Raw genomic sequence first — 10,472 nt, 5'->3', positions numbered from 1 at the left:
GGCTCGGCCGCGGCGTCGGCCGCCGTGCCGCCGCGTGCGTCGTCGCGATCCACGACGCCGTCGGCGTCGTCGGCGGTGCGGGGCAGGGTCACGCGCCCGATTGTCGCACCCGTGGCGGTGTGCGCCGCTCGGAGCGCCGCTCGGTGCGCCGCTCGACAGGACGGCCGCAGCTCGAGCGCCGATCAGGAGGGCCGTCGATCCGTTCAGCGCCGATGCGCCGGAACCCAGGTCGGGCGGAACCACCATCGGCCGGAACCACCATCGGGCGGAACCCCGATCGGGCGGAACCCCGATCGGCCGGAACCCGATCGGGCGGGACCCCGATCGGCCGGAACCCGATCGGGCGGAACCCCGATGGGCCGGAACCCGATCGGGCGGAACACCGATCGGCCTGAGCGCGGCGCCGACCCTCCACGCGGCTCGACGGGGCGCTCAGCCCGATCGGGCTCCCCGCCCCGCGGGCTAGCCTGGCTCGGTGATCATCCTCGGGGCCACGCCCATCGGCAACCTCGGCGATGCGAGCGGCCGGCTCCGTGAGGCGCTCGCGACCGCGGAGGTCATCGCCGCCGAGGACACCCGCACCACGCGCCAGCTGCTGCGGGCGCTCGGCATCGACGCGCAGCCGCAGCTCGTCGCGCTCCACGAGCACAACGAGGAGGCCGCCGCCCCCGCCCTCGTCGAGCGCGCGCGCGACACCGACGTGCTCGTGCTCACCGACGCGGGCATGCCGACCGTGAGCGACCCGGGCTTCCGGCTCGTGCAGGCCGCGGTCGCCGCCGGCGTGCAGGTCACGTGCCTGCCCGGCCCCTCGGCCGTGCTCACCGCGCTCGCGCTCTCGGGCCTCCCGACCGACCGGTTCGCGTTCGACGGCTTCCTGCCGCGGAAGGCCGGCGACCGCGACCGGATGCTCGCCTCCCTCGCCCGCGAGGAGCGCACCGTCGTGCTCTTCGAAGCGCCGCACCGGCTCGCCGAGTCGCTCGCGGCGATCGACCGGGCGATGCCCGGGCGCCGCATCGCCGTGGCGCGCGAGCTCACGAAGCGCTTCGAGGAGGTGCGCCGGGGCACCGCAGCCGAGCTGCTCCCGTGGGCGAGCGACGGCGTCAAGGGCGAGATCGTGCTCGTGCTCGAGGGGGCGGCGCCCGTGCTCGCCGACCTCGACGCCGCGGTCGAGCAGGTGCTGCGGCTCAAGGAAGGGGGGATGCGCCTGAAGGACGCGGCCGCGGAGGTCGCGGAGGCGACCGGCCACCCGCGGAACGCGCTCTACCAGGCCGCCCTGACGCATCCGCCCTCCTGACCAGCGCGGGCCGGCGGCGGATCGGGGGACCGGCGGCTCCTAGACTTGGCAGCATGTCTGAGCGCTTCACGGTGACGACGCCGATCTACTACGTCAACGACGTGCCCCACATCGGCCACGCCTACAACGAGGTCGCCACCGACGTCCTCGCCCGCTGGCACCGGATGCGCGGCGACGACACGTGGATGCTCACCGGCACCGACGAGCACGGGCAGAAGATCATGCGCACCGCCGCCGCGAACGGCGTGAGCCCGCAGGAGTGGACCGACCGGCTCGTCGAGACCGCGTGGAAGCCGCAGCTCGAGCTGCTGAACATCGCGAACGACGACTTCATCCGCACGACCGAGGAGCGCCACAAGGCGGGCGTGCGCCTCTTCCTCGAGCGGCTCAAGGACGCCGGCTACATCTACCACGGCGAGTTCGAGGGCCAGTACTGCGTCGGCTGCGAGGAGTACAAGACGCCGAACGACCTCGTGCCGGGCGCGGGCGAGTTCGAGGGGCAGCTCGTGTGCGCGATCCACTCGCGGCCCATCGAGGTCGTGCGCGAGGCGAACTACTTCTTCAAGCTCTCGGAGTTCGGCGACCGGCTGCTCGCGCTCTACGACGAGCGCCCCGACTACGTGCAGCCCGAGCACGTGCGCAACGAGGTGCGGCAGTTCGTGAAGCAGGGCCTCACCGACCTGTCGATCAGCCGCAACACGTTCGACTGGGGCATCAAGGTGCCGTGGGACGAGACGCACGTCGTCTACGTGTGGTTCGAGGCGCTGCTCAACTACATCACCGCGACCGGCTACGGCGTCGACGAGGAGCGGTTCGAGCGCCGCTGGCCCGCGGTCCACATCGTGGGCAAGGACATCGCGCGCTTCCACGCGGTCATCTGGCCCGCGATGCAGATGGCGGCGGGCCTGGAGATCTCGGAGCACGTCTTCGGCCACGGCTGGCTGCTCGTGGGCGGCGAGAAGATGTCGAAGTCGAAGGCGACGGGCATCGAGCCGCGGCAGATCACCGACGTGTTCGGCGTCGACGCGTTCCGCTACTACTTCTCCTCGGCGATCGCGTTCGGCTCCGACGGGTCGTTCTCGTGGGAGGACCTCGACGCGCGCTACCACGCCGAGCTCGCGAACGGGCTCGGCAACCTCGCGTCGCGCGTGATCGCGATGGTCCACAAGTACTGCGACGGCGTCGTGCCCGACGTCGCGCCCGACGCCGACATCGCAGCTCTGGTGACGGATGCGGTGGATCGCGCCGACGAGGCGATCGACCGGTTCGCGATCGACCAGGCGGTCGACGCCGCGATGTCGATCGTCGAGCGCCTGAACGGCTACATCACCGAGCAGGCGCCGTGGGTGCTCGCGAAGGACGAGGCGCAGCGCGACCGGCTCGCGGCGGTGCTCGCCTCGAACGTGCACGGCATCGGCGCGGCCGCGATCCTGCTCGCGCCGATCATGCCGGCGAGCGCGCAGCAGCTGTGGGCCGCGGTCGGCGGCGAGGGCGACGTGCTCGCGCAGCCCATCCGCGCGGCGCACGAGTGGCGCGGCACGGGCCGCGTGACGACGATGCCGCCGCTCTTCCCGCGCATCGAGCAGGCCCAGCCCGCCGCCTGACGCTTCTCAACCGGCTAGGTGGTCGGCCGACGCGATTATCGCGGCGGCCGACCACCTGCCCGGTTGAGGATCTGGCGTAGGGTCGGCGCATGGCGCAGACGACGCACGAGCGGGTCGGGGAGCAGTCGGTCGTGCACCGGCGCGAGTTCGAGGGCAGCGCCGAGGCGGTGCAGCGCGCGTTCACGACCGCCGAGATCTTCGCGCAGTGGATGGGCCCGCGCGGCTCGCGGCTGCGGATCGAGCGCTTCGACGCGCACACGGGCGGGCGCTTCGCCTACACGGTCGAGCACGGCGGCGACTGGCGCTTCTGGGGCTCGTACCACGAGGTCGTCGAGGGGCGGATCGTGCACACGTGGGAGTTCCAGGAGGAGCCGGGGCAGCCGACCCTCGAGGTGCTCGAGTTCCGCGACGTGCCGGGCGGCCGCTGCGCGCTCGAGGTCACCTCGACCTACGCGTCGAAGGAGGCGTGCGACCGGATGGTCGAGTCCGGCATCGACGCCGGCATGGACGAGGACTTCGAGCGGCTCGACGAGGCGCTCGCGCACCTCGCGCGCTGACGCCGGCTACGAGGTCGGCAGCGTGAGCGTGAGGTCCTGCTCGAGGCCGACGACCGAGAGCTCGAGCCCGCCCGACGCATCCACCCCCTCGGGGACCTGCAGCGTGTAGGTGCGCGCGGCCGTCGGCACCGCGCACGTGGCATCGCTCACGAACGGCACGACGACGCCGCCGTCGACGGCGACGGGCTCGCCGGCGCTCGGCCAGCACTCGGCCGAGACCGGCAGCGAGACCGCGAACACGCTCGGCTCCTCGATCCACACCGCGACCGCTCCGAGCCGCAGCACGTCGTCGACCGAGGCGCCGCTCTGCTCCGGCACCCCCGGTTCGCCGCCGTTCAGCTGCTGGGGCTCGGCGGTGCGCACGGCCTCGGCGGCCGCAGCGGCGCTCTCGTCGTCGGTGCGCTCCGAGCGCTGCGAGGTCGACGCATCCGACATCTCGGCGACGCCGACCGGGCTCTCGCTCGCGCCATCGGAGCCGACCGCCGTGCACCCGGCCGCGGCGAGCAGCGCGGTGAGCGCGACGGAGGCGGCGAGACGGAAGCGCATGCGGCGGACCTCCCCGTGACTCGAGTGGGACGCTTGTCTACGGGTGTCGAGGATGCCAGCCGACCCATGGCGCGCGCTGGATGGGACCCTTGCGTTCCCTCTGCCGGCGCCTCCGTAGGCTGGATGCATGCCTGCGCATCACGACGGAACCGCACCTGCCCGGCCCGTGCCCGAGGGGCCGGGCGCGACGGCGCTCCCGGGTGGCGAGTACATCCGCGAGCGCTTCGACGACGGCAAGCGCGACCTGTCGCGGCCCGAGGCGCCGGCGCCGCTCGGGGTGCCGATCTACGACAACCACACGCACCTCGAGATCAAGGACGGCGACGACTTCCCGTACTGGGCCGCGCTCGACGCGGCCGAGCGGGCCGGCGTCGCGGGCGTGATCCAGGTGGGCGGCGACGTCGAGTCGTCGGAGTGGTCGGCGGCGCTCGCACGCCAGGACGCGCGCGTGCTCGCCGCGGTCGCGCTGCACCCGAACGAGGCGCCGGGCTACGCGGAGGCGGGCACGCTCGACGAGGCGCTCGCCCGGATCGACGCGCTCGCGGCCGAGCCGCGCGTGCGCGCGGTGGGGGAGACGGGGCTCGACTTCTTCCGCACGGGCGAGGAGGGGCAGCGCGCGCAGCACGCGTCGTTCGAGGCGCACATCGAGATCGCGAAGCGCCACGGGATCGCGCTGCAGATCCACGACCGCGACGCGCACGACGCGGTCGTGGAGACGCTCCTGCGGGTCGGCGCGCCGGAGACGACCGTCTTCCACTGCTTCTCGGGCGACGAGCGGCTCGCGCGCATCGCCGCGGAGCACGGCTGGTACCTCTCGTTCGCCGGCACGGTCACGTTCTCGAACGCGAGGAACCTGCACGCGGCGCTCGCGGTCGCCGACCGCAGCCGCATCCTCGTCGAGACGGATGCGCCGTTCCTCACGCCGGCGCCGTTCCGGGGGCGGCCGAACAGCCCCTACCTGACGCCGCTCACGGTGCGGTCCATGGCAGAGCGGCTCAGCGTCGACGCCGACGAGCTCGCGGCCGAGACCGCGGCCAATACCGTGCGCGCGTACGGCAGCTGGGACTGACGCTCGGTCAGGGGCGCTCGAGCACGTCGCCGGGGCCGAGCGGGATGACCGACGCAGAGCCGTCGTGCACGATGCCCGTGACGGTCACCTCGACGCCGAGCTCCGCCGACATGCGCTCCGGCAGCGGCATCTCCCAGCCGTAGAGGACGCCGTCGGCGGGGCAGTCCTGCTCGGGATCCGCCGGGTCGAACGTGACCTCGATCGAGCCAGGACCGGTCGGCTTCGCTCCGACCGGGGTGGCGTTGCACGACGGCGCGACGCCCGAGCCGACCACCATGACGGCGAGCGAGGCGCCCGGCTCGAGCCATCTGACCGCGACCTGGGGGATGGTGCCCGGGGGGATGACGGCGTCCATCGGCGGCAGCTGCTCGGCGGGGATGGGGGTCGGCGCGATCCCGCCTGCGGGCGTGTCGCCCGGCACGACGGAGGGCTGCGGGTCGGCGGTCGGGCTCACGAGCAGGTCGTCGGGGCCGATGCGCACCTCGCGCGTCTCCCCGTCGCCCCGGAGGTCGACGAGGCGCACGTCGAGGGGTGCGGAGGCGTCGACCTCGCTCGGCAGCCCGAGCTCCCAGCCGTGGAGCCGGAAGTCGGCGGTGCACGCGACAGCCGGGTCGGGCGGGTCGAACGCGATCGTCACCGCGCCGTCGACGAGCTCGGCCGCGTGCGGCTGCGGGATGCAGGCGCCGCCACCGCCGGAGCCGCCGACCACGACCGCGAGCGTCGTGCCGGGCTCCGCCCACAGCACGGCGGCGCCGTCGGCCGAGACGCGGTCGAAGAGCTCGGGGCCCAGCCGGTCGCCCTCGATCGGCACCGGTGCGGCCCCGGTGCCGCCCGGCGCGGTGGGCGCGGTGGACTGCATCGGCGCCTGGCTCGCGCACGCGGTCAGGAGCGCCGCGGCGCCCGTGAGCGCGGCCGCGGCGAGCATCCCCGCTCGCGTGCCCCGACGCATCCGGAACCTCGTGCTGCCCATGGCGGTCTCCTTCGCCCGCGGCGCGCGTCGTGTCGCGCGCCCGTGCTCGCATCCTGCCGCACTCGGCTCGGCGGCGCCCCGCGGCGCGCTCGGCATAGGCTCGACGGGTGAGCATCGACGAGGCGCCGGAGCACGGCGGGCAGCAGCACGCGGGCGCGCACGGCGGCTCCGAGGCGCTGCTGGGCGCGGCCGAGATCCGCGCGCTCGCCGCACGGCTCGACCTCACGCCCACGAAGCGGTGGGGGCAGAACTTCGTCGTCGACGCGAACACGGTGCGCCGCATCGTGCGGACGGCGGATGTCGCGGGTCGCGACGTCGTCGAGGTCGGGCCGGGCCTCGGGTCGCTCACGCTCGGCCTCACCGAGGCCGGTGCGCGCGTCGCGGCGGTCGAGATCGACCCGCGGCTCGCCGAGCTGCTGCCGGAGACGGTCGCGCGCAAGCAGCCGGGCGCGCGGCTCGAGGTCGTGCACCACGACGCGCTCACGATCGAGGCGCTGCCGTTCGCGCCCGAGGCGATCGTCGCGAACCTGCCGTACAACGTGTCGGTGCCCGTGCTCATCCACCTGCTCGAGCGGTTCCCGACGATCGAGCGCGCGCTCGTCATGGTGCAGGCCGAGGTCGGGCACCGGCTCGCCGCGAAGCCCGGCTCGAAGACCTACGGGTCGCCGTCGGCGAAGGTCGCGTGGTGGGGGCCGTGGGCGCTCGAAGGCGACGTGTCGCGGCAGATCTTCTGGCCGGTGCCCAACGTCGACAGCGTGCTCGTCGGCTTCCGGCGCGGGCCGTCGATGGGCTCGGAGGAGCTGCGGCGCGCGACGTTCGCGGTGATCGACGGCGCCTTCGGGCAGCGCCGCAAGATGCTGCGGCAGGCGCTCGCGGGCGTGTTCGGCTCCTCGGCGGAGGCGACCGCGGTGCTCGAGCGCGCCGGGGTCGAGCCGACGCTGCGCGGCGAGGCGCTCGCGCTGCCGGACTTCATCCGCATCGCGGAGGCCGGCGCGGGCGGCTGAGCTCGTCGGCTCCGGGCTCGTCGGCAGCCCTGCGCGCAGATGTCTGTCGAGGGGTCGGAACGAGCCCGCCGTTCGCGCCGTTCCGGGCACACCTGTCGTGCTCGCAGCGCCGCAGCCGGGGAGCGATGGCGACCGGCGCGCAGGAAGCGGCCCCGAGCGCGCACTAGGTTGGAACGCGTGGTGAGCAGGAGCACGGTGCGGGCGAAGGCGCCCGGCAAGATCAACGTGCACCTGGGCGTCGGCGCGATGCAGGACGACGGCTACCACGACGTCGCGACCGCCTACCAGGCGGTGAGCCTCTACGAGATCGTCGAGGCGACGGAGGCGGCCGACTTCTCGGTGCGCTTCTCGGGGCCCATCCCGCACGCCGACCTGTCGACCGGCGGCGACAACCTCGCGATCCGCGCCGCGATGGCGCTCGCCCGGCGTGGGCGCGTGTCGCGCGGCGTCGCGCTCTCGATCGAGAAGCACGTGCCCATCGCCGGCGGCATGGGCGGCGGCAGCGCCGACGCGGCCGCGACGCTCGTGGCGTGCGACGAGCTGTGGGGGCTCCATCTCGGGCGCGAGGCGCTGCACGACATCGCGCGCGAGCTCGGCGCCGACGTGCCGTTCGCGCTCGCGGGCGGCACCGCGGTCGGCACCGGCCGCGGCGACCAGCTCACGCCCGCGCTGGCCCGCGGCCAGTTCCACTGGGTGCTCGCCTACGCCGACGGCGGCCTCTCGACGCCCGACGTCTACCGGGCGCTCGACGAGCACCGAGCGCTCCACGCCGCCGACATCGCGCCCGCACACGACGTGCCGACGGTGGATGCGCGGGTGCTGCAGGCGCTGCGGGCCGGCGACGCGTCGATGCTCGCGGAGGTGCTGCAGAACGACCTGCAGGCGCCCGCGCTGCGCCTCATGCCGCGGCTCGCCGGCACGCTCGAGCTGGGCGAGCGCTCGGGCGCGCTCGCGGGCATCGTCTCGGGCTCCGGGCCGACGGTCGCGTTCCTCTGCGACGGCGTCGAGTCGGCGATCGAGCTGCAGGTGGCGCTCTCGGCGTCGCAGGTGCGCGCGGTGAAGGTGACCGGGCCCGTGCCCGGGGCCCGCCTCATCGACTGAGCCGGCGCATCCGCCCGCCCCTTGCCCACGGGCACCGGGCAGCCGGCAGCGGCCGCCGGGCCGCGGGCGACGCGCTGCTACGGCGACGGGTGCGCTCGCGCCTCACGGGTGCGGGCATTCCCGCACCCGGTCGGCCGATGCGCACCCGTCGCCGGGAAGCCGGCCCGCCGGCCCGTGAGTCGCGCGTGACCGAGTGCGGGATGATGGAGGCGATATGGCACATCTCCTGGGCGCCGAGCGCGTCGGCGTCGCATTCCCGACCCGCACGATCTTCGAGTCGATCTCGCTCGGCCTCGAGGACGGCGACCGCATCGGCATCGTCGGCCGCAACGGCGACGGCAAGTCGACGCTCCTGCGTGTGCTCGCCGGCTCCGTCGAGCCCACGAGCGGACGCGTCACGCGCCGCGGCGGCCTGCAGGTCGGCGTGCTCGACCAGCGCGACACGCTCGACCCCGATGCGACGATCGCGCAGTCGGTCGTCGGCGACCGGCCCGAGCACGAGTGGGCGGGCGACGCGCGCATCCGCGACCTCATCGCCGGCCTCGTCGGCGACCTCGACTGGCACGCGCGCATCGGCGATCTCTCGGGCGGCCAGCGCCGCCGGGTCGCGCTCGCGCAGCTGCTCGCCGGCGACTGGGACGTGCTCTTCCTCGACGAGCCCACCAACCACCTCGACGTGCAGGGCATCGCGTGGCTCGCCGACCACCTCAACGCCCGCTACGCGAGCGGCCGCGGCGCGTTCGTCGCCGTCACGCACGACCGGTGGTTCCTGGATGCGGTGTGCACGGGCACGTGGGAGGTGCACGACGGGATCGTCGAGCCGTTCGAGGGCGGCTACGCGGCCTACGTGCTGCAGCGCGTCGAGCGCGACCGGATGGCCGCCGCGAGCGAGGCGAAGCGGCAGAACCTCATGCGCAAGGAGCTCGCGTGGCTGCGCCGCGGCGCACCGGCCCGCACGGCGAAGCCGAAGTTCCGCATCGAGGCGGCGACCCAGCTCATCGAGGACGAGCCGCCCGTCCGTGACGCCGTGCAGCTCGCGCAGCTCGCCGCGACCCGGCTCGGCAAGGACGTCGTCGACCTCGAGGACGTCTCGGTCGAGCTCGGCGGCCGCACGATCCTCGACGACGTCACGTGGCGCATCGCGCCCGGCGAGCGCGCGGGCGTCCTCGGGCGCAACGGCGCCGGGAAGTCGACCCTCCTCGCCCTCATCGCCGGGCGCATCCGCCCCACCTCAGGCCGCGTGAAGACGGGCAAGACCGTGCGGATCGCCGAGCTCACGCAGGAGCTCGAGGAGCTCAAGCAGCACGAGGACGAGCCCGTGCGCACCGTCGTCGGCCGGCTGAAGTCGAGCTACCAGAGCGGCGGCAAGGAGCTCACGCCCGGCCAGCTGCTCGAGCGCCTCGGCTTCCGCTCGGGCGAGCTCTCGACGCTCGTGAAGGACCTCTCGGGCGGCCAGCGCCGCCGGCTGCAGCTCCTCCTCATCCTGCTCGACGAGCCGAACGTGCTCATCCTCGACGAGCCCACGAACGACCTCGACACCGACATGCTCGCCGCGATGGAGGACGTGCTCGACTCGTGGGCCGGCTGCCTCATCGTCGTGAGCCACGACCGCTACCTCATCGAGCGCGTGACCGACCACCAGTACGCCGTGATCGACGGCGCACTCGTGCACATGCCGGGCGGGGTGGATGCGTACCTGCAGCAGGCGGGGAAGGGCTCGGTCGCGCGCGCGGCCGCGCAGGCGCCAGCTGCTGGCACGGGCGAGGCCTCGGCCGCGGTGGCGGGCGGCGCGCTCACGGGGGCCGAGCGGCGCTCGATGGAGAAGGAGGCCGCGAGCCTCGACCGGCGGCTCGCGAAGGCCGCGAGCGACCGCGAGCGCGTGCTGCAGGCGTTCGAGAGCGCCGACCACGCCGACTTCGACGCGCTCTCCGCGCTCCAGGCGCAGCTCGCGGAGGTCGACGAGCGCATCGCCGAGCTCGAGGAGCAGTGGCTCGAGACCCACGAGGCCCTCGAGGCCTGACGCCCCGCTCGGCCACCCCGGCCGCTCTGCCGCCGCTGCCGCCGCCCGCCCTCCGCCGCTCGTGCGTCGAGTGTCGGCTCGTTGCTCTCTCGGCTGCTCGAGTCTTCGACGAGTGTCGGCTCGTTGCTCTCTCGGCTGCTCGAGTCTTCGACGAGTGTCGGCCCGTTGCCGTCCTGGGCGTTCGCCGGTGCATCCGGCCGACACTCGGGATTGGGGTCAGGCGGGAGCCCGGGAGTGGGGTCGCGCGGGGCGCGGCGCGAGGGCTCGGGAGCGGGGCGCCGGGCGCGGCGCGCGGGCGCACGGCGCG

9 protein-coding genes are annotated in these 10,472 nt (G+C 74.4%); 7 read left to right on the top strand and 2 right to left on the bottom strand.

The annotated features are described in order from the left end of the window. The first annotated feature begins 475 nt into the window (after positions 1-475). From rsmI to NWP09_RS08870, 3 genes are all read left to right on the top strand, one after another. On the top strand, positions 476-1,294 hold the full coding sequence (rsmI, locus tag NWP09_RS08880) for a 16S rRNA (cytidine(1402)-2'-O)-methyltransferase (RefSeq protein WP_258275160.1): 819 nt from the start codon (positions 476-478) through the stop codon (positions 1,292-1,294). 53 nt (positions 1,295-1,347) lie between these two features. Further along, positions 1,348-2,898 (top strand): methionine--tRNA ligase, encoded by a 1,551-nt coding sequence (metG, locus tag NWP09_RS08875; protein ID WP_258275159.1) that lies wholly within the window; start codon positions 1,348-1,350, stop codon positions 2,896-2,898. Between the two features lie 89 nt (positions 2,899-2,987). Further along, positions 2,988-3,455, top strand: coding sequence for an SRPBCC domain-containing protein (locus NWP09_RS08870; RefSeq protein WP_258275158.1), 468 nt, complete (start codon positions 2,988-2,990; stop codon positions 3,453-3,455). Between the two features lie 6 nt (positions 3,456-3,461). Here the strand turns inward: NWP09_RS08870 and NWP09_RS08865 are convergent, their stop codons facing one another. Then, entirely contained in the window at positions 3,462-4,001 is a 540-nt protein-coding gene (locus NWP09_RS08865; protein WP_258275157.1) for a hypothetical protein, read from the bottom strand. 127 nt (positions 4,002-4,128) lie between these two features. Here NWP09_RS08865 and NWP09_RS08860 point away from each other — a divergent pair, with 127 nt between their 5' ends. Beyond that, entirely contained in the window at positions 4,129-5,070 is a 942-nt protein-coding gene (locus NWP09_RS08860; protein WP_258275156.1) for a TatD family hydrolase, read from the top strand. A 7-nt stretch (positions 5,071-5,077) separates the two neighbouring features. Here the strand turns inward: NWP09_RS08860 and NWP09_RS08855 are convergent, their stop codons facing one another. Further along, positions 5,078-6,040: a hypothetical protein gene (locus NWP09_RS08855; protein ID WP_258275155.1), complete on the bottom strand. Its 963-nt coding sequence runs from the start codon at positions 6,038-6,040 to the stop codon at positions 5,078-5,080. 176 nt (positions 6,041-6,216) lie between these two features. Between NWP09_RS08855 and rsmA the strand changes: the two genes are divergently transcribed. The 3 genes from rsmA (at position 6,217) to NWP09_RS08840 (ending at position 10,165) form a co-directional block, all read left to right on the top strand. Then, positions 6,217-7,044, top strand: coding sequence for a 16S rRNA (adenine(1518)-N(6)/adenine(1519)-N(6))-dimethyltransferase RsmA (rsmA, locus tag NWP09_RS08850; RefSeq protein WP_258275161.1), 828 nt, complete (start codon positions 6,217-6,219; stop codon positions 7,042-7,044). A gap of 177 nt (positions 7,045-7,221) precedes the next feature. Continuing rightward, positions 7,222-8,145 carry a 4-(cytidine 5'-diphospho)-2-C-methyl-D-erythritol kinase gene (locus NWP09_RS08845; protein ID WP_258275154.1) on the top strand — a complete coding sequence of 308 codons (924 nt, stop codon included), beginning with the start codon at positions 7,222-7,224 and terminating at the stop codon, positions 8,143-8,145. 214 nt (positions 8,146-8,359) lie between these two features. After that, on the top strand, positions 8,360-10,165 hold the full coding sequence (locus tag NWP09_RS08840) for an ABC-F family ATP-binding cassette domain-containing protein (RefSeq protein WP_258275153.1): 1,806 nt from the start codon (positions 8,360-8,362) through the stop codon (positions 10,163-10,165). The last annotated feature ends 307 nt before the right edge of the window (positions 10,166-10,472 follow it).

Origin of the sequence: Agrococcus sp. HG114 (assembly GCF_024723325.1) — a bacterium.
GTDB lineage: Bacteria > Actinomycetota > Actinomycetes > Actinomycetales > Microbacteriaceae > Agrococcus.
Note: the sequence above shows the minus strand (reverse complement) of the source record. Positions and strands in the feature narration are given on the sequence as shown.